Origin of the sequence: Chitinophaga pinensis DSM 2588 (assembly GCF_000024005.1) — a bacterium.
Taxonomy (GTDB): Bacteria; Bacteroidota; Bacteroidia; order Chitinophagales; family Chitinophagaceae; genus Chitinophaga; species Chitinophaga pinensis.
The window spans coordinates 795,649-813,140 of the sequence record NC_013132.1 but is presented as its reverse complement, the minus strand read 5'-3'; the positions used below and the strand labels follow the sequence as shown (position 1 = coordinate 813,140).

Genomic DNA, 17,492 nt, shown 5'->3' with positions numbered 1-17,492 from the left:
TCGCCTATGCTATTCTTATGCTGACGGAGGGTCTTTGGGGACAAGAATAAATACGACATGCGCACCATTATCGTGGATGATGAAAAACTTAGCAGAAGCGTTTTGAAGCTTTTGCTGGAGAAGCATTGCCCTGCAGTTAATATAGTGGCAGTTTGCGCTGACGGGATTTCTGCATTAGAGGCAATAGAAAAGTACCAGCCAGACCTGCTTTTCCTGGACATTGAGATGCCGGGTCTGAATGGATTTGAGGTACTGAAGGCGTGTAAAGACGCCAGCTTTTCCATTATTGTTACCACTTCATATGATCATTATGCACTGGATGCTATCCGGCATAATGCGCTGGACTATTTGCTAAAACCCATCATCAGGGACGACCTGACGGATGCTGTTGATAAGGCCATGGCCCGTCACCAGCAAAAAGCACAGCCAGAAAGTAAATCGGATACTTCCATACTGGAAGTATTGCATCAACACCTCTATCCTGGAGAAAGACTGGCGCTACCAAGCCCGGAAGGATTACGGATACTCCTGGTAAAAGACATTTTATACTGTGTAGCCGATGGGGAAACCACCCTCGTACACCTGGTAAATACAACAGCGCCTTCCCTGGTATGCCGTTCACTCAAAGAAGTGGAAGGACAGCTGAAGAACAAGGGCTTCTTCAGGGTACATCACAGCTATGTGATCAATCTTAATTATATGGACCGGTATATCAAAGGAGACGGAGGAGATATTATTATGAGCGATGGTAGTTGTATACCGGTGTCCCGTCATCGCAAGCAGGAGTTTATGGATAGGATAGAAAAGCTTTAAGCCGCAAACTACAGGCTTCAGAAAAGAAGTATATCGTATCCAACCGGATGCCCGTAGTTTGCGGCTTGTCTACAACCTCTTGATCTCTGCACAAGCCAGCCAGCCGGTCTTGCCATCCGGCAGCGATATCTTACAGAATTCCTGGGTCGCATCTGTTACCTGCACTTTTACTCCTTCATGCAGTTCAAACATGTCTTTACTTTCATTATCAGGCGCCGCTTTTACCTTTACAGCAGTACCCATAATGATACCCTGATCGTGTGTATTGGTGGTCAGGTATGCACTGATACCCATGATCAGATAAAACAGAAATCCAGTCGCCAGAACGCCTGCCCCCCATCGCATCAATACTGGTTTGAATGCAGGAATGAGCAGCAATACAACGATGCCGGTGATGGAAAGCCAGAATAAAAGAATGGCCCCTGTGGCCCATCCATCCGGACTATGAAAATGTAATACATGCAACCACCACTGCTGAAAGAATAACAGCGGCAGGTCATTGACATATCCTTCTACTCTTTGATTGGCAACTGCCAGGTTGTGAGCCGCCGACTTATTGAAAGGGTCCGCTGAAAGCGCCTTTTCATAATTATAAACGGCCAGGCCTGTTTTATTGGCCTTGTACCAGGCGTTGCCGGCATTGAGATATAGTTCCGGCTGACCAAATCCCTGGTCGATCAGCTGCTGGTAAATGTTGGCAGCTTCTGTATATTGTTTCTCTTTAAAAAGGCCGTTGGCTTTTTCAAATGCCTGCTGTGGCGCTGAAGCAGCGCCTGCTATGTGATACAGCAGTAAGAAAGCACATATAACGGTAAATATCTTCTTCATCCTTTCCTTAATCGTTAGCAGGGTTTATACTACGCTTTTTGCACGCTGAAGTTCTTCTTCCAGTTGGCTGATGACCTCAACCGCCTGTTGATAAGTACCCTGCATCCTGTCATTGTTGTGCATGGGTGTATACAGGGCCATTTCACAGTCGTCCAGCAGGTCAAACAGTTTGGCAGTATATTGTTCGCTCACCTGTTGCTGTGCAAGTTTGTCCTGGATCAGCTGTTTACTGAGATCTGCGAAAGGCACATGCAGTTTATTACTCAGATATCCCCAGATCGCCCTGGACGTTTCTTCATAAAATGCCTTGTCTTTGTCTTCTTTCAGATAACGGGCCGCCAGTTCAAGCCGTTTCAGGGCCACTTTGTTGGCGTAGCGGTACTTGAGGAATGCAGCATTGTTTTGCTGGTAGTTTCTTTTGTGGCGGTAGATCAGCGCAGCAACGAGCGCCAGTAAAGGCAGCAGCAGTAATATGTAGAACAATGGGCTGACCAGCAGGAAACTGCCTTGTTTCACCCAGTTGAGTACACCGTTGTAGTTGGGCGTAATTGTATTTCTGTTGACGCTGAAATCTTCTTTTTCACGTTTGGTCTGCTTACCAGGCGTGACATGAACAGCAAAAGCTTCAGAGCGGATAGTTTTGTAGCTGTTGGAGGCGATGTCGAAATAAGAGAATTCCACCGGCGCAATCGTCTGATCGCCTGCTTCCTGTGGCATCAGCACATATTCAAACTGGCGGGAGCCTGATAAAGGGTTGCTGTTTTTCTCAATATTGTCGGTCACCTTCGGATCGTATTTTTCGAAACCTGCCGGTACATCGACTTTAGGTCCGTTCAGCAGGTTTACGTTCCCCTGACCCGATACGATCACTTTCAGGGTCAGCGCGTCATCTGTGCTCAGGTTTGTCTTGTCGATGGTAGCCGTCATATTGAATTTACCCACAGCACCGGCAAAACTGGCAGGGCGGGTATCAAGAGGGAGCGGTTTCACCGTCACCTTTACAGGAGCCGTTTGTATTTTATACGGTACATCCTCATAAGTCACTTCAGGACGATTAAAGATGTCGTCAAAGAACGGATCATCAAAAGGATCTTTAAGAGACGGGTCATTAAACAGATCTGCAAACGGGTCTCTTGCGCGTTTGTTATTGTTCTTGACGAGTTTTACCAGCCGTACATGGTTATCCACTTCTACCGGGTCCAGTTCCAGGGTACCGGATTGTAATGGGAACAGCAGTGTTTTACGGATGGTAAATACGCGGAAGCGTACGCCATTGATCACTTCTTCCGTCGCCTGTGGCGGATTGGGTAATTCGATGTCTTTGGCAGAAAAGCCTTTAAACGCCGGCACCTTAGTAACACTGGAGTTGGTCGGGAGCCGGGTATATAATTTATAGGTAGCGGTCAGTTGCTCGCCCTCATACAGGGAGGTCTTATCCACATCTACCTTTACGAAAATATTCTTTTTCAGTTTTGCGTTGATGTCTTCTCCATTCCGGAGTACGCCTTCCATTTCGTCCTGCTGTTGCTGCTGACGCTGTGCCCGGGTTTGCGGATAATTCTGTTGCGGAGCCGTCTGCTGGGGCGCCTGACCACGACCGGAATTGGATTTTAACACCTCAATAGTGACCGGGTTAGAGCGCACGACTTTCCCGTCGGAACGGGCTGTGGCTCCCGGCAGGGTAAAGTTACCTACCCTTTTGGGCTGGACTACATAGATCAGCGCAATGTATTCGGAACGGCGTCCGTTCATAATAGACTGCCCCTGCATCTGGGATGGCCCTTGCAGGATTTCAAAATCATTGAAAGCCGGAGGTGTAAAGCTGGTAACGTTTGGCGCATTTTCCAGCATGAATTGTATCTGAAACGGTTCATCCACCGCGACCTTATTACTGCTGACGCTGGTAGTGAACCTGAATTCCTGCGCCTGCAGGCACGTAATTGCGCCCAGACAAAAGAACAGGGATAATACAAACTTCTTTATACTAACAGTAGTGACATTCATAATGCAAAACAAATTTAACCAAAGCCAGCCCTGTTGGCGCTGAAACCCCAGTTAAAAGTTAGTTAAAAAAATAATCTATATAAGCCCGGAAGTGCTTGCTGGTGAAGGGTTTATGAGATATCGCCCAATATCGGCCGCATGATGACCTCTTCCACAACGGCTTGTTCTGACAGTGTATATGCCCCCCACAGGAGCTTTGCAACGTCTTCCGGTTCCATCATTCTGCGGGGCGGCGCTTCGAAGCCTTCCCAGGAAGCAGTTAAAGTAGGACCAGGACTAAGTGAGGTGACTTTTACATTGTGCGATTTTAATTCTTCTCTCAGGTTCCTGGAGAAACCCAGCAGGGCAAACTTTGTGATACTATAAGCGCCTCCATTCGGGTAAGAGGTGTAGCTGGCAGTGGAACACATATTAAAAATATGACCTTTCCGGTTGGCCTTCATTCCTTCCAGTAACTGGCGGGTAAGGTGATAGGCACTGTATACGTTGGTCGCCATCAGGCTTTCCAATAGGCCGTCTTCCTGCTCGTGCAGTGAACCGGGAACAAAGAGACCTGCATTATTGACGAGGACATCTACTGTAGTAAAGGTGGACTTGATCCGGTCAGCAAACGCCAGTACTTCGTCTTTCTTACCCATATCTACCGGTATGGCTAGGACCTGTATGACCGGATTGACCAATCGGATATCAGCGGCTGCTTTTTCCAGCGTCTCTGCATTTCTGGCGCAGATGGCTACATTAAATCCTTCACTGGCCAGCTTTTCCGCTATCGCCTTGCCTATTCCTTTACTGGCTCCTGTAATAACTGCGTTCATATCTGTTGATTAAAGAATCCGGAAAATAGTAAAAAATGTGCTTCCCTACGTAATGAGTATCTTTGTGGCAGCCAAGGAGAGTCAGCAAATGAAATACAAGCATATATTTTTCGACCTCGACCACACATTATGGGATTTTGAAACGAATTCCACACTGGTGCTTGAGAAGTTGTACCATGCATACAATCTGGAAGGACGTGGAGTACCCTCTTTCAAAGCATTTTACGATGTCTATACGGTGTATAATGAGAAACTCTGGGACCGTTTCCGGAAGGGTTTCATCACCAGAAACGATCTGCGTAACAAACGTTTTCGCTTAACCCTATTGGATTTTAAGATCGGTGATGAAAAGCTGTGTGAAACACTGAGTGTACAATTCCTGGCAGAATTGCCTACACAGACAGCCTTGTTCCCGCACGCGAAAGATGTGCTGGAATATCTGGCCGCTAAAAACTATCCTATCCACATGATCACCAATGGGTTTGAAGAGACACAATACCTTAAAATGAGAAGCTCGGGGATAGATCAATTTTTTACACATGTGATCACTTCAGAGTCAGCTGGCAGTCTGAAGCCTTATAAGGAGATCTTTGATTATGCTGTTACCAAAGCGGGCGCGACTACGGATAGCAGTATTATGATCGGAGATGCTTTAGATATTGATATTATCGGAGCGCATAATGCGGGAATCGACCAGGTATATTTTAATACCCTGAAACCTGTAACCGGAGATCTGCAACCAACATATGTGATTAACAGCCTGCACGAACTGAAAGGCATTCTGTAAGCAGTACAGGTTTACCAATAAAAAAAGTCCCTTCTCCGATCTATGGAAAAGGGACTTTTTATCAATAGTCAATTGTTTATTTTCCTGCTGGCTTTGCTGTCGGAGCTGGCTGTGCCGGTTTGGCCGGTTTAGCAGCAGCAGTACGTAAAGTGGCCGTTTTAGAAGGCTGTTTGCAGCATACGCCGCCTTTTTTGTTGGCCGCCTTTGAACATGCGACACCCTCTTTAGCTGATTTATTGCAGCAGGAATGGTCTTTAGATTTATCCTGGGCATATACAGCAGCTGCAAGGAATAATACGGTTGTGGTCCCTATGATGAATTTCTTCATTACTGTCTGTTTTATGCTGATAAATATAACCAATTATATGGTAGCGATCACTGTCTGACCACCACGTACTACCTGTTCCAGCTGAACTGATACAGGGGTACCGATTGGCAGATAGATGTCTACTCTGGAACCGAATTTGATGAAGCCCAGTTCTTCGTTCTGCGTCACCTGCATGCCTGGTTTCAGGTAGTTTACGATACGGCGGGCCAGTGCGCCTGCGATTTGTCTAACCAGGATGTCAGCTTTACCGTTGCCGATTACTACTGAGTGGCGTTCGTTTTCAGTGGAAGATTTCGGGTGCCATGCTACCAGGTATTTACCTGCGTGATACTGAGATAATTTTACCTGACCACTGATAGGGTTCCTGTTCACGTGTACGTTAGCAGGGCTCATGAAGATGGACACCTGTAAACGTTTGTCTTTGAAATACTCAGGCTCATAGGTCTCTTCAATTACCACAACTTTACCATCGCATGGAGCAATGACCAGGGATTCGTCCAGTTTCATTTCTCTTTTCGGAATACGGAAGAAGGAAATGATAAAAAGGAATAATACCAGGGAGAAACCAGCTACTATTCTGCAAAGCAGTGGCATATGTCCCAGGAAGTAGAAAATTACGCCGTTGATCAGTGCAAGAACAGCAAAAGTCAGTAAAATGGTGGCTAATCCTTCTCGATGGATCTTCATTGTTGTTGTGTTATTTTGTGCGAAGTTAAATCATTGCGAAGAAATGTACATATAACCAGGCGAATGGAGCCGCCAGCAGCAAAGAATCAAAGCGATCCATGAAGCCGCCGTGACCCGGCATAATGCTGCCGGAATCCTTCACACCCGCCATACGTTTCAGTTTGGATTCGATGAGGTCGCCGGCTGTTCCGAAGACAGCGGCAATGCCTGCCAGCACCAGCCAATGTTGTAATGCGAGGTACTGTTCACCCCAGAAATGTCCATATACACCCGCCGCGGCGATTGCCAGGATCATCCCTCCCACTGTTCCTTCGATGGTTTTCTTCGGAGAAATAGCAGGTGCAAATGGTGTACGACCGATCAGTGAACCGACGATATAGGCCATGGTATCATTAATCCAGATAAAGGCGATCAGCAGTAAAGGAATCAGCCAGCCGGGGCCGGTACCTGTTGCTGTTTCGGTGAACTGGATTGTTTTATAATTCAGGCAAAGGTGTATCAGCAGTCCGAGAGACAGGGTGATATACGCCAGTCCTAATGCGGAATAACCCATGTTTTTGAGCTGAAAGTCCTTACTGAGCAGTATCTCTCCTATCGGCATGATCAGGAGGAAGATGACCGTCATCCACCAGCCAAGAAAACCCAGGGACAGATTCGCAGAAGAAGAAAAATGTTCTCCGGTAAAGGCCATGATAAGGGCGCAGCTGGCTACCAGCAAGCCTGTCTTATGCCAGGCAGAGATATTGGCATAATCCGGATCAATGTGACGGATCAGCTTGAAGTACTCCTGTAAGGCAAAGAAGTTGATCAGAAAGAACAGCAGGAAAAAAGTAAAAGGACTATATAAGATCCCGCCCAGCATTACCGCCACAAAAACCAGCGCAGTGGCCGTACGGGTAAAGAATGTTTTCATGTAGAAAAGACGATTGGTTTATAAATATGCACCTGTATCAGGAGAGGTTTTCCGGATTTTCAGTCAGCAGGCGACGGGCCTCCTCTTCCTGAGAGTTGTGAACGAACAATTCAGCCATGCCCGGCAGTGCTGACAGATAAGAAGAATCCAGTCTGTTGATAAGAACGACATTAATACCGTTTTCTTCCAGCATTCCTTTGACAATTTCCGCTCGGAATATCTGGTTGGTATAATAAATTTTCACCCAGTCTTTTTCCATAATACTCTGTTTGTTAGGGCTAAAGTACAAATTACTTCCCGATTGATTCAATATTGTCTGTAAAGTCTGTCCGGTGTTGCGGAAAGTTCCTTTCTGCCGGAGGCGTCCGTTGGTACAGCTGCCAGGCGACTACAATTGTCATCGCCAGACTGCCGACAGCCAGGTACCATTCTGTAGTGCCGGCGTCCATGGGATCAGATTTAAGGACTTTTATCTGATAAAGGTAAACCATCACCACCTGAAGACCGTTATTAAGAAAGTGGCCAGCTATTGAGAGCCATAAATTGCCGCTCAGGTAATAGATGGCGCCAAGGAGAAATCCCAGTAGTAAACGGGGTATGAAGTCCATCCATTGCATATGGATGGCGCTGAAACAGGCAGCCGTGATTACTATCGCCAGCCAGGGAACTTTAGGGCGCATTTCGATAAACAGGCGTTGCATGACCCCGCGAAAAAAGAATTCTTCTGCTATTGCGGGCGCGGCAGCAATGATCAGCAGATTGATCAGCAGACTGGCAAAATCCGGCATTGTCAACAGCACGCGGGTGAGCGCTTCTGCTTCCTGTTCCGTCTTTTCCAGGTCCGGAGAAAATGGCCAGGTATGGTTCCAGTCGGCCGTAAAACTGACAAAAGGCAATGCCAGGAACATGATCAAAAGTGCTAATATAATGCCTGTTAAGCGAGGACTACGGTCAATACTTAGCCAGTTTGCCGGGCGTTTAAAGCTAAGCCAGGCAAAAATTACGGGAGGGAATAAATAAACTACTAAAGTGTATAGAAATTGCGTTAATTTCAGATAGCCGAGAACTTTAGGGGATATAGGGACAGACGACTCCTGCGCATATGTCAACGCTTTTTGCATCGAGATCAGGGACGAGCCGCTTATAAGAGGAAATATAGCCACCAGAAAAATCATATAAAGCAGGAAGCATATAAGGAAAATGGCAACAAATGCTGCAAATTGTAGAGAAGGCGGATATTGCTTCAAACGGCCTGTCATAGATTAAATTTGCGTAAATTTACATTGTGAAATCGAGTTGACAATTGCTTTCCGGATTTACCGGAGAGATGGAGGTCAGCCCACAATAGATAAAATGGTAAAGATTGGAAATATAACATTAGGCAATTTTCCGCTATTGCTTGCTCCTATGGAGGATGTTAGTGACCCGCCATTTCGTGCGGTGTGTAAAGAGAAGGGTGCGGACCTGATGTATACGGAGTTTATCTCTTCGGAGGGACTTATACGTGATGCCATAAAAAGCCGGCGGAAGCTGGACATCTTTGATTACGAGCGCCCTGTGGGCATTCAGATATTCGGAGGAGACGAAGAACCTATGGCCATGGCCGCCCAGATTGTGGAGGCTACTAACCCCGACCTGCTGGACATCAACTACGGTTGTCCGGTGAAAAAGGTGGTATGTAAAGGGGCCGGTTCCGGTATCCTGAAAGATATTCCCAAAATGGTGAAACTGACAGCCGCCGTAGTAAAGGCTACCAAGCTGCCGGTAACAGTAAAGACCCGCCTTGGCTGGGACGACGACACTAAAAACATTGAAGAAGTTGCCGAACGTCTGCAGGATGTAGGTATTCAGGCCCTGACTATTCACGGCCGTACCCGTACTCAGATGTATAAAGGCCATGCCGACTGGACACTGATCGGAAAAGTGAAGAACAATCCGCGTATCCACATTCCTATATTCGGTAACGGGGACATATGTACCCCGGAGCAGGCAATCGCTGCCCGCGAAAAATATGGGGTTGATGGTGTGATGATCGGACGTGCCGCGATCGGGTATCCATGGATCTTCAATGAAATAAAGCATTTTATGCAAACGGGTGAACATTTGCCGCCGCCATCTGTTCTTGAACGGGTGGAAGTTTGTAAAAAACACCTGCAGCATTCTGTGCAATGGAAAGGTGACGTAGTGGGAATACTGGAGATGAGAAGGCACTATACCAATTACCTGAAGGGTTTACCTCATATCAAAGAATTCAGACAACAATTAGTAACTTGCAGTACATTGGCAGCTGTAGAAGATGTGTTAGACGCGATAGCATTGCATTACAAAGATCATATTATTGAAAGGACATCCCCCCTTACTGACCAGAGCCTACTGCCAGCAAAGAATGAAGTAGCAGATTGTAACGTTTACGGATAAACCCCAGGTTCAACTATTAAATTTCTTTCACATGGCCACGATTAAAAATCTGAAAAATGAAGTCTGGAAAGACTTGCAGATTAAAAATAAATCTGCCCTGCGTAAAAAGTATGCAGTCTCTAACATGGGAAGAGTGATCAGCTATTATGAAGACATTGAAGACGGGAAGTTGTTGTCAGGGTCCACGGTAGAAGGCTATACGGTATTAAACGTAAAGCCGGCGGACAGTTATCAGTCCCTTTACCTGCACCGGGAAGTAGCAAAGTTATTTAATAAGAAGCCGGGACGTAATTACAAGTTCGTAATTCACATGGATTACGACAAGAAGAACAACAAAGCCACTAATCTGCAATGGGCCACCAAAGAAGAAATGGAAGCCCATCAGCAGTTCAGTCCTGCCAAGCTGGCCTACAAGGAAAAACAGCGTAACAGGGTAAAAGGGCTGAAGCTGAACATTACCAAAGTAAAAAGCATCAAACGTCTGTTGGCTAAACCCGGCAGAAAAACAATGAAACAGATCGCTGAACAATTTGACATCAGCGAAATGCAGCTCTACCGCATAAAAAGCGGAGAAAACTGGAGCCATGTAACATTGGATTAAAGCCTGGCTTACCAAGAATGGTCATATGATGTTGTCTGACATACAGCCATCTGTTTTTGGACAGGTGGCTTTTTCTTTATACGCAACTAGTGACGCTATTCAGCAGTTCTTTATAATGACTGCTGGCTCTCAGTACCGGTTCATATCCCATAATGATCACCTGGTGCCTTGCACGTGACAAGGTGACCAGCAGTTTCCTGTCTACCTCTACCCTGTCCTGCTCCCAGTGAAATACACCCAGGTTTTGCAACAAACCCAGTTGTACCGGATGGTATACCGCCAGTGAGATAATAATGATATCGTTTTCCGCTCCCTGAAATCTTTCTGCCGTGTCAATATTGATGGCCTGTAACTGCTCGTCATTACCGATCATTTCCCGGATAAGACTGATCTGTGTACGCCAGGGCGTTACCACACCAACGGTTTCCTTGCTGAAACGATGCCCGTACCGGTTACGCAGATAGTGTAGCAGCGATACGACCCTGTTGGCCTCTGTCCTGTTCATTTTAGAAGTAGGTTCCAGCGGACTGGGGATGAACAGCGTACGCCCTTTCGACAGTATCTGTGCCCAATTTTCACTACCCGGATGTTCTGTCATATTGTAAGGGACTGACTGTTGCACGCTACCTGCAGAGAGCTGACCGGCATAATAGTGATTGATCAGTGAGGCGATATCCGTATGCATACGGAAGTGTGTATTCAGCATACCCCAGGCATAGTGCCAGTGGTTGTCCTTACAACGCCTGATCAGCCGTTCAAACAAGGTACAACGCAGATCGGAGATCCCTTCTGCATTTAGTAAAGCCTGTGTGGTATGGCAGAAAAAATCGTCCTGGGCTACTACCGGAGGCAGCTGGTTCTGATCACCTATCAGGATAAATTTCCTGAACGGCATCAGTAAACCCAGTAATTGTGGCTCTGTAAGCTGAGAGGCTTCGTCTGCAATCAGGACGTCTGTTTTTACCCCCAGCATCTGTAACAGGTGCAGGCGGGTCGCCATGGTGGCTACAGTACCTACGAATACGCGTTGCTGAAGAATGAACTGCGCAGCGCCCGCGATGTCTCCTTCCAGACAATACTGCCGCAGGCGATTTTCGGTAGCAGAACGGCGGCTACCCATACGCAGGTGAGCAATGCCTTTGGTATCCAGTTTCCGGCAGATCTCTTCCACAGCCCTGTTGGTAAAAGCAACCACGATCGTCTGTGTTTCTGTCTCTGCCAATACGCCCACCAATGCGGTCAGCAAGGCAGAGGTCTTACCGGTGCCGGGTGGTCCCTGTATCAGGTAATAGTCCTCGGCGTCCAGCGCAGCCTGGAGAATGTCCTGCTGGTTGTTATTGAACATCTTTGGTACGGGAATACTTATAGGAGCCGTCTGCGGCGCTCTGCGTCCCAGCAGTAGCTCCATTTTCTCCTGTAACCGGGGCTCCAGTACATGAAACAAAGCGGTTGCCGCTATCCAGTAATTCGATTCATAGATATCGTGTTCGATCGCCCATAACTGTTGCTGTGCAAAGAAGTCATGACCAATCTGCCGGTTATTGAGCGAGAATGTAAGTGTATCTTTTGCAAGGTCATCGATCCTGCCTTTAAGTACCTGGTGACGGAGGGGAAAGAGTCCGTCAGCTGAACGGGGATAGATAATAGCAGTATCTCCCGGACGGAAGTTATGGTTGACCGGAATCTGGACATTAAAGACCACCGTACTGCTGTCGGTATCGAAATGCCGGAATTGCAGACCGGGCATGATATTAAAACGCTCCAGTTTTTCCTGCTCGTGCAGCAGCCATAAGGCGGCAAAACCTTCGGCGTCTTCTTCCCTTTCGGCGGCGGAGTACATGCCGCATTTCGCCAAGAGGTATTCTCTTAACAAAAAGGACAGAAACTGTTGATAGTAAGTCCGTAGTAAAGGGCTGGCATTATGGTATACCTCGTGGAAGGCGGTGAAGTGCACCACGTTAAAAGCCGGTAATCCTTCAGCTGCTTCCTCTGTGATTTTATCCAGTATATCGTATTCACCGGCTGCTAGTCTCAGCAACTGGGATACTATTTCATTTCTGAGTGCCAGCAGTTCGTTTTCTGCCTGCCGGCTGCTGCTGACATTCCGGAGTGGCGTATCTGCTGCTGCGGAGTAAAGGATCGCAGAACTGCCGCGTCTTTCATCGCCAAAAGCGGATTGCAGGAGGAGATTATAGCCGACTACCTGCATTTCGTGATTCTTCCAGGCGCCATATTCCGGACTGCGTCCGCTTTTTAATTCGAAGATTTCTTTGCGCAGGGGATCACTTTCGTCTTCTGCCAGGATATCCAGTCGTCCTTGTAGTCCGTAGTTGGCGGAGAAGAAGGTCGGCTCTATTCTGACGGGTCGGTTATGCATTTCTGCGGCTGATTGCAGCAGGTTGGGCCAGTGCAGACTGCGTATGTCGGCAAACATGCTGTTGAGCGCTTCTCTGCCGTAAGCGGCCGCCTGTAATACGTGATCGGTTACTGCTTCTACAAAGGACTGTCGCAGCTCCATTTTCGGATCGCGCAATACATTGTCCAGCAGGGAGTTGACTACGTTCCCCTTAAAAGCGGCAATGCCTGGCGTCTGCGGCACCAGTTTTCTCACCAGGTAAAGCAGTTTATGCGAGCCGTGTCTTCCGAAACATTCCGCCAGGTCGCTGATGTCGATCAGCAGATCTGGCTCCAGGATGATGCGGGTAACACTTACTGCTTCATATACCTGTGGCGCCTCGCTTTTGCTGCAATAGAGTACGTGTATGGTATCGTAGGCTCTTAACTGCGTATGCAGCGAAGTGGCATGTGTATACACGCTTTCTGAGATCATCAGCTGAAATGGTCCCAGTTCGTCGTTATGACAGCCCAGCATAAAATAAGGGGCATGTCCTGGTTTTTTCTGGAGATTACCCACCTGTGTGACCAGACATTTCAATTGCGGTACCAGTTCTTCCGAAAGCTGTGGCGCATAGGATAATGTTTTTTCTTTCACGTTACAGCACAAGCCCTCCAGTATTTCAGGAATGGGTTCCTCAAAAAAATGACAGATGGTGTCTGCCATTGTGCGGATGCAGATCAGGGCCAGTTCATCGTCTGTTCGCAGATGATGGTTAATGGCTTTATAAGTAAGTATGCGAAGTATGGTTAATTGTTCCTCCAGGTGTGGGGGAACGGTGTATTTATCGAAGTAGAACTGCATCCGGGCAAAGAGATTGCCGAAGCTACGGGGTTCTTCCCGGGTAAGGTGCCGGAACAACTGATCGAGCAGTTGTCTCAGGTGCCGTATGATCTCTACGGGAGATGGTCTGTCGGAAATTTCCAGCAGACGCATATAACAGGCATGACCGGTAAGGTGATGCGGGGATGCATTAGTCTTATTCACTGACATATTAATGGGCTGGGCATCAATCATTCAGCGGGCAGTGATGATGCAAACGGCAAGTTAAGCAAAAACAGCTTAGGCTGCTTTACGAGGCTTTGTATTCCGTTTCTCTCCTCTGAACAGCCATGGCGCTACTGGTTTATTGAGTGCCCACAGGCCCAGTTTCTGACGCTTGGCGGTCGCCTGTGCTGCTGCCAGCGGCGCACTTTCAGAATACTCCGTATAATGCCATGCATATCCGTCAGAGATCATTCTTCCATTCACATACTGCCCGTCGGAGCTGTATACATCCCCAATCCAGCGTTGATATTTGTCTTTCCGCAGTAACTCCACCGTAACCGTTTTATTGAAGCACAAATTGGACAGCGCCTGCTTGCTTTTTTGATAGAAGTCCTGACCTTTTTCAGGCGCATCGATCGCGCTGAGACGTATCTTATAAGTGGTCTTATTGACGAGCAATTCAAAAGTATCACCATCCACAATGCGGACTACTTTTCCCTTTACTTTTTTCGGAGGATTGGCTGCGAAGGAACGTTGAGTAAAAAGGCACAGGATAAGGCATGACACCACACAAATAAAAACTTTCGGCATTACACGGTGTATTTAGGGATGCGAAGTAACAAATTTTTGTTCTACCTTCCGAAGGATTTAAAGTAATAAGTGAACATGTCCAACAAGAAAATAGCCATCATCGGTGGTGGTAATCTGGGTAGCGCGATAGCTCAGGGATTGTTAAAAAGCGGGTTTTCAATGCCTGCGGACCTGACCGTAACAAAACGTAATCTTTCTTCTTTAAGCGAATTACAGTCGTTAGGAGTACAAACAATTTCAGATAATGAAACTGCGATCCGCAATGCCGAAATTATCGTGGTTGCATTAAAGCCATATAATGTAAGGGAAGTGCTGGCGCAGGTTCAGCGTGCTTTTGACCCTTCCAGACAGATTTTGATCAGTGTTATTACCGGTATTTCCATTGCCGATCTGGAAGAGATCGCGGGCGCCGGTATGCCGGTGGTGCGTGCTATGCCGAATACGGCGATTGCCATACAGGAGTCTATGACCTGTATCTGTCACAAGAACGTTTCTGCGGAGCAGGCGGTATATGTAAAGGATATGTTCGATCAGCTGGGCGTTGCTGTCATGATCGATGAAAAACTGATGGACGCAGCGACTGTATTAGGTGCATGCGGTATCGCCTATGCACTGCGCTTTATCAGGGCCAGCATACAGGGTGGTATTGAGATCGGCTTTGATGCACGTACGGCTAACCTGATCGCGGCACAGACCGTGAAAGGGGCAGCACAACTGCTGATCAAGGAAAATCGGCATCCGGAAGAGGAAATAGATAAGGTGACCACTCCAAAAGGCTGCACCATTGCCGGCCTCAATGAAATGGAACATCAGGGTTTCAGCTCTTCACTGATCAAGGGGATTACTGTTTCCTACAATAAGATCGCTAAGGATTAGCTTCAGACAACCTCCTGTTTGGGGTAATCAAAGAACAGGAATGACTTTCGCGCACTGTCAAAGTCTTTCCAGGAGTCTGTATTGGCCTGAACAGCAAAAATACCTGAAGTAGGGATATTATCGATCCTGATTTCCTGGGTTATATAGTTAGCGAAATCAGTAATGCCTGGGTTATGGGCAAAAATGGCTACGGTATCGATATCGTCATCTACTTTGGTAATGACCTTGAGAAAGGTGGAGGCGTAACAGAGGTACAGCTCATCTTCAAACATAATAGCGTCCCTGTCATAATGCCATTCTTTAGCCATCATTCTTGCGGTCGTTTTGGTACGTTTTGCCGGACTCGCAATCAGGAGTTCGGGCATGATACCTCTGGTCGCAAGTCTGGTCGCCATTTCAGGGGCATTCTGTTTACCACGTTTGTTCAATGGCCTGTCAAAGTCGTCTACGTCGGGGTCATTCCAGCTCGATTTGGCATGACGGATTAGTAATAATGTTTTCATAACAACGATGTTATTATGCAGCAGAGGATCTGCTGTGCGAGGTTTGAGTTAGTATTAGCAATTACTGTTACCTAATTTACGGATTTTACTGAAAGTATGTGTGGTATAGGAGCCTCAGCAGGCCCTGTTGGGGTGGATTTAAAGGAAATTTAATAATGGAGATATATAAAAAAGGCCTGTTTTAAAACAGGCCTTTTTATTTGTGTGTGATTAGTATCCTCTTTCGTTTTTGCCTTCCATGTAGTTCATAAAGGCTTTGTTCACTACGCGGTTGCCGCCTGGTGTCGGGAAGTTTCCGGTAAAGTACCAGTCACCCAGGTTGTTAGGACAAGCCTGGTGCAGACCGTCAATTGACTGGTAGATCACATCTACTGTAGCTCCAATGCCACTTGGTGTGATAATTTCAGCGATTTTCGCAGAGATCTCTTCTGTAGTGAATGGTTTGTAGATGTTTCTTACCACGTTCTGTGCGTGCAGGGTATTTGTACGCTGCAACTCCATACAGAGGCCATAAGCTTCCTGCAGGATGTGTTCCTTGCCATGGTCCTTCAGGAGTTCGATCGCCGCCTTAAAGGCAACGAAATCACCGATTTTACTCATGTCGATACCATAACAATCCGGGTAACGGATCTGTGGTGCGGAAGAAACAACGATAATTCGTTTAGGGCCGAGACGGTCCAACATTCTGATAATGCTTTCACGCAGTGTAGTACCGCGCACGATAGAGTCGTCGATTACCACCAGGGTATCGATACCAGGGCGTACGGTACCATAAGTAATATCGTATACGTGCTGTACCATTTCATTACGGCCGGTATCAGCAGTAATGAAGGTGCGCATTTTAACGTCTTTGATAGCGATCTTGTCGATACGGATCCTGCGGTTAATCATTTCCGTCAGTTTCTCTTCATCGAAGTCTTTACCCCATGACGTGATACGTTCTACCTTAATCTTGTTGAGATAATCTTCCAGTCCTTTCAGCATACCATAGAAGGCGATTTCTGCTGTGTTTGGAATAAAAGAGAAGATGGTATTACGCAGGTCATTGTCAATGCTTTTCAGCACTGTTTCAGAGAGGTTGTAACCTAAAGCCGTACGTTCTTTATAGATCTTTTCGTCGTTACCACGGGAGAAATAGATACGTTCGAAGCTACATGCCTTGCGCTCTTTCGGTTGCAGGATCTGTTCAATGCTGTATTCGCCGTTTTCTTTTACGATCAGGGCGTTACCTGGCATCAGTTCCATCACTTCATTTTCGCCTACGTTGAAAGCGGTACGGATAGCAGCACGCTCAGAAGCGGCAACGATCACGTCTTCATTTACGTAGTAGTAAGAAGGACGGATACCGTGTGCATCGCGCATTACGAATGCATCACCACTACCGATTAACCCGCAGACATGGTAGCCTCCGTCAAACATTGAAAATGCTTTCTGAAGAATGCTTTTCACATCCAGTCCGTTACGTTTTTCTTCATCTTCCTGGCTCAGGAAGTGATGAATTACCTCCAGCATTGCGGCCAGGTCACTGTTACGGTGTGTTTCGCCCGGAGTGACGTTAGCGAACTTAAACAGTTCATCTACGTTCACCAGGTTAAAGTTACCTGCAAGTGCGAGGTTGCGTGATGGAATGGTATTATGACGTACGAAGGGGTGGCAGAGTTCTACGTTGTTTTTACCCTGGGTGGCGTAGCGGAGGTGGCCCATTAAGAGTTCTCCCAGGAAACGTATGTGGCCTTTCATAAGGCCGGGGTATTTGGTGATTTCCGGCTGGTACTTCTCGATTTCGTCTACTTCGTCTCTGACCTTGGCAAAAATATCTCCTATTGCTTGCGGGGCACTGCTTCGCAGGCGATGCATGAATGGTACTCCAGGTTCTGTGTTTAACTTCACTGTGGCTATACCTGCTCCGTCCTGTCCGCGGTTATGTTGTTTCTCCATCAGGAGGT

General features: G+C 47.1%; 17 protein-coding genes. 5 read left to right on the top strand and 12 right to left on the bottom strand.

Annotated elements, in window-relative coordinates:
* The first annotated feature begins 57 nt into the window (after window positions 1-57).
* Window positions 58-813 carry a LytR/AlgR family response regulator transcription factor gene (locus CPIN_RS03310; RefSeq protein WP_012788345.1) on the top strand — a complete coding sequence of 252 codons (756 nt, stop codon included), beginning with the start codon at window positions 58-60 and terminating at the stop codon, window positions 811-813.
* A gap of 69 nt (window positions 814-882) precedes the next feature.
* Here CPIN_RS03310 and CPIN_RS03305 read toward each other — a convergent pair whose 3' ends face one another.
* The 3 genes from CPIN_RS03305 to CPIN_RS03295 form a co-directional block, all read right to left on the bottom strand.
* Window positions 883-1,641 carry an SH3 domain-containing protein gene (locus CPIN_RS03305; RefSeq protein WP_012788344.1) on the bottom strand — a complete coding sequence of 253 codons (759 nt, stop codon included), beginning with the start codon at window positions 1,639-1,641 and terminating at the stop codon, window positions 883-885.
* Window positions 1,642-1,665: 24 nt separating this feature from the next.
* Complete coding sequence (locus CPIN_RS03300; protein WP_012788343.1) at window positions 1,666-3,645, bottom strand: aerotolerance protein BatD; 1,980 nt, start codon at window positions 3,643-3,645, stop codon at window positions 1,666-1,668.
* A gap of 110 nt (window positions 3,646-3,755) precedes the next feature.
* Entirely contained in the window at window positions 3,756-4,460 is a 705-nt protein-coding gene (locus CPIN_RS03295; RefSeq protein WP_012788342.1) for an SDR family oxidoreductase, read from the bottom strand.
* 52 nt (window positions 4,461-4,512) lie between these two features.
* On the opposite strand from CPIN_RS03295, the gene CPIN_RS03290 reads away from it, so the two are divergent.
* On the top strand, window positions 4,513-5,247 hold the full coding sequence (locus CPIN_RS03290; protein ID WP_245552080.1) for a YjjG family noncanonical pyrimidine nucleotidase: 735 nt from the start codon (window positions 4,513-4,515) through the stop codon (window positions 5,245-5,247).
* 76 nt (window positions 5,248-5,323) lie between these two features.
* On the opposite strand, the gene CPIN_RS03285 is transcribed toward CPIN_RS03290, so the two are convergent.
* Genes CPIN_RS03285 through CPIN_RS38880 form a run of 5 tightly spaced genes read right to left on the bottom strand, consistent with a single transcriptional unit; the run spans window position 5,324 to window position 8,083 of the window.
* On the bottom strand, window positions 5,324-5,575 hold the full coding sequence (locus tag CPIN_RS03285) for a hypothetical protein (RefSeq protein ID WP_012788340.1): 252 nt from the start codon (window positions 5,573-5,575) through the stop codon (window positions 5,324-5,326).
* A gap of 33 nt (window positions 5,576-5,608) precedes the next feature.
* The gene (locus CPIN_RS03280; RefSeq protein ID WP_012788339.1) at window positions 5,609-6,262 is read right to left on the bottom strand and encodes a phosphatidylserine decarboxylase family protein; all 654 of its coding nucleotides are present in this window, start codon (window positions 6,260-6,262) and stop codon (window positions 5,609-5,611) included.
* Between the two features lie 25 nt (window positions 6,263-6,287).
* Window positions 6,288-7,175: a phosphatidate cytidylyltransferase gene (locus CPIN_RS03275; RefSeq protein WP_012788338.1), complete on the bottom strand. Its 888-nt coding sequence runs from the start codon at window positions 7,173-7,175 to the stop codon at window positions 6,288-6,290.
* A 37-nt stretch (window positions 7,176-7,212) separates the two neighbouring features.
* Window positions 7,213-7,434, bottom strand: coding sequence for a putative signal transducing protein (locus CPIN_RS03270; RefSeq protein WP_012788337.1), 222 nt, complete (start codon window positions 7,432-7,434; stop codon window positions 7,213-7,215).
* A gap of 31 nt (window positions 7,435-7,465) precedes the next feature.
* On the bottom strand, window positions 7,466-8,083 hold the full coding sequence (locus tag CPIN_RS38880; RefSeq protein WP_052306727.1) for a CPBP family intramembrane glutamic endopeptidase: 618 nt from the start codon (window positions 8,081-8,083) through the stop codon (window positions 7,466-7,468).
* A gap of 445 nt (window positions 8,084-8,528) precedes the next feature.
* Between CPIN_RS38880 and dusB the strand changes: the two genes are divergently transcribed.
* On the top strand, window positions 8,529-9,593 hold the full coding sequence (gene dusB, locus CPIN_RS03260) for a tRNA dihydrouridine synthase DusB (protein WP_012788335.1): 1,065 nt from the start codon (window positions 8,529-8,531) through the stop codon (window positions 9,591-9,593).
* 31 nt (window positions 9,594-9,624) lie between these two features.
* Window positions 9,625-10,194, top strand: coding sequence for an NUMOD4 domain-containing protein (locus CPIN_RS03255; protein ID WP_012788334.1), 570 nt, complete (start codon window positions 9,625-9,627; stop codon window positions 10,192-10,194).
* Between the two features lie 76 nt (window positions 10,195-10,270).
* Here CPIN_RS03255 and CPIN_RS03250 read toward each other — a convergent pair whose 3' ends face one another.
* Both CPIN_RS03250 and CPIN_RS03245 read right to left on the bottom strand, forming a co-directional pair.
* On the bottom strand, window positions 10,271-13,582 hold the full coding sequence (locus CPIN_RS03250) for a DEAD/DEAH box helicase (RefSeq protein ID WP_187294734.1): 3,312 nt from the start codon (window positions 13,580-13,582) through the stop codon (window positions 10,271-10,273).
* Between the two features lie 69 nt (window positions 13,583-13,651).
* Window positions 13,652-14,167: a thermonuclease family protein gene (locus CPIN_RS03245; protein WP_012788332.1), complete on the bottom strand. Its 516-nt coding sequence runs from the start codon at window positions 14,165-14,167 to the stop codon at window positions 13,652-13,654.
* 75 nt (window positions 14,168-14,242) lie between these two features.
* On the opposite strand from CPIN_RS03245, the gene proC reads away from it, so the two are divergent.
* A complete protein-coding gene (gene proC / locus CPIN_RS03240; protein ID WP_012788331.1) occupies window positions 14,243-15,043 on the top strand; it encodes a pyrroline-5-carboxylate reductase in 801 nt (266 codons plus the stop codon).
* Window positions 15,044-15,045: 2 nt separating this feature from the next.
* Here the strand turns inward: proC and CPIN_RS03235 are convergent, their stop codons facing one another.
* Together CPIN_RS03235 and CPIN_RS03230 are read right to left on the bottom strand one after the other, a co-directional pair.
* Complete coding sequence (locus tag CPIN_RS03235) at window positions 15,046-15,546, bottom strand: SixA phosphatase family protein (RefSeq protein WP_012788330.1); 501 nt, start codon at window positions 15,544-15,546, stop codon at window positions 15,046-15,048.
* Between the two features lie 210 nt (window positions 15,547-15,756).
* Window positions 15,757-17,484: an amidophosphoribosyltransferase gene (locus CPIN_RS03230; protein WP_245552079.1), complete on the bottom strand. Its 1,728-nt coding sequence runs from the start codon at window positions 17,482-17,484 to the stop codon at window positions 15,757-15,759.
* Window positions 17,485-17,492 lie beyond the last annotated feature (8 nt).

Bases quoted from the DNA above. Each gene is read 5' to 3' on its own strand.
- CPIN_RS03290 (WP_245552080.1), top strand. From the start codon at position 4,513: ATGAGTATCTTTGTGGCAGCCAAGGAGAGTCAGCAAATGAAATACAAG.
- CPIN_RS03270 (WP_012788337.1), bottom strand. From the start codon at position 7,434: ATGGAAAAAGACTGGGTGAAAATTTATTATACCAACCAGATATTCCGA.
- CPIN_RS03310 (WP_012788345.1), top strand. From the start codon at position 58: ATGCGCACCATTATCGTGGATGATGAAAAACTTAGCAGAAGCGTTTTG.
- CPIN_RS03245 (WP_012788332.1), bottom strand. From the start codon at position 14,167: ATGCCGAAAGTTTTTATTTGTGTGGTGTCATGCCTTATCCTGTGCCTT.
- CPIN_RS03300 (WP_012788343.1), bottom strand. From the start codon at position 3,645: ATGAATGTCACTACTGTTAGTATAAAGAAGTTTGTATTATCCCTGTTC.
- CPIN_RS03295 (WP_012788342.1), bottom strand. From the start codon at position 4,460: ATGAACGCAGTTATTACAGGAGCCAGTAAAGGAATAGGCAAGGCGATA.
- CPIN_RS03275 (WP_012788338.1), bottom strand. From the start codon at position 7,175: ATGAAAACATTCTTTACCCGTACGGCCACTGCGCTGGTTTTTGTGGCG.
- dusB (WP_012788335.1), top strand. From the start codon at position 8,529: ATGGTAAAGATTGGAAATATAACATTAGGCAATTTTCCGCTATTGCTT.
- CPIN_RS38880 (WP_052306727.1), bottom strand. From the start codon at position 8,083: ATGTTCCTGGCATTGCCTTTTGTCAGTTTTACGGCCGACTGGAACCAT.
- CPIN_RS03285 (WP_012788340.1), bottom strand. From the start codon at position 5,575: ATGAAGAAATTCATCATAGGGACCACAACCGTATTATTCCTTGCAGCT.
- CPIN_RS03230 (WP_245552079.1), bottom strand. From the start codon at position 17,484: ATGGAGAAACAACATAACCGCGGACAGGACGGAGCAGGTATAGCCACA.
- CPIN_RS03235 (WP_012788330.1), bottom strand. From the start codon at position 15,546: ATGAAAACATTATTACTAATCCGTCATGCCAAATCGAGCTGGAATGAC.
- CPIN_RS03250 (WP_187294734.1), bottom strand. From the start codon at position 13,582: ATGTCAGTGAATAAGACTAATGCATCCCCGCATCACCTTACCGGTCAT.
- CPIN_RS03280 (WP_012788339.1), bottom strand. From the start codon at position 6,262: ATGAAGATCCATCGAGAAGGATTAGCCACCATTTTACTGACTTTTGCT.
- CPIN_RS03305 (WP_012788344.1), bottom strand. From the start codon at position 1,641: ATGAAGAAGATATTTACCGTTATATGTGCTTTCTTACTGCTGTATCAC.
- CPIN_RS03255 (WP_012788334.1), top strand. From the start codon at position 9,625: ATGGCCACGATTAAAAATCTGAAAAATGAAGTCTGGAAAGACTTGCAG.
- proC (WP_012788331.1), top strand. From the start codon at position 14,243: ATGTCCAACAAGAAAATAGCCATCATCGGTGGTGGTAATCTGGGTAGC.